Raw genomic sequence first — 217 nt, 5'->3', positions numbered from 1 at the left:
AGCTACATGTATGAATTCACTCTTTTGTTCAATCGCTTCATCTTCTTGCTGAATTTCCTCAAGTGCTACAAATGTCTCTACTACAGGTGCTTTTATTTCTGCAATCACTTCCACTTCTTCTAGCTCTTCTGTTTCCGCAATTACTTCCACTTCTTCTGGCTCTTCTGTTTCTGCAATTACTTCCACTTCTTCTTGTGCTTCTGTTTCTGCAATTACT

General features: G+C 38.7%; 1 pseudogene. It reads right to left on the bottom strand.

From position 1 onward, the window contains the following. Positions 1 to 217 (bottom strand): annotated as a pseudogene (locus tag MR160_RS34660) (cell division protein FtsK); the annotation flags it as partial.

It is taken from the genome of Bacillus cereus group sp. BfR-BA-01382, from assembly GCF_022663475.1.
In the GTDB taxonomy this organism is placed as follows: domain Bacteria; phylum Bacillota; class Bacilli; order Bacillales; family Bacillaceae_G; genus Bacillus_A; species Bacillus_A thuringiensis_S.
Note: the sequence above shows the minus strand (reverse complement) of the source record. Positions and strands in the feature narration are given on the sequence as shown.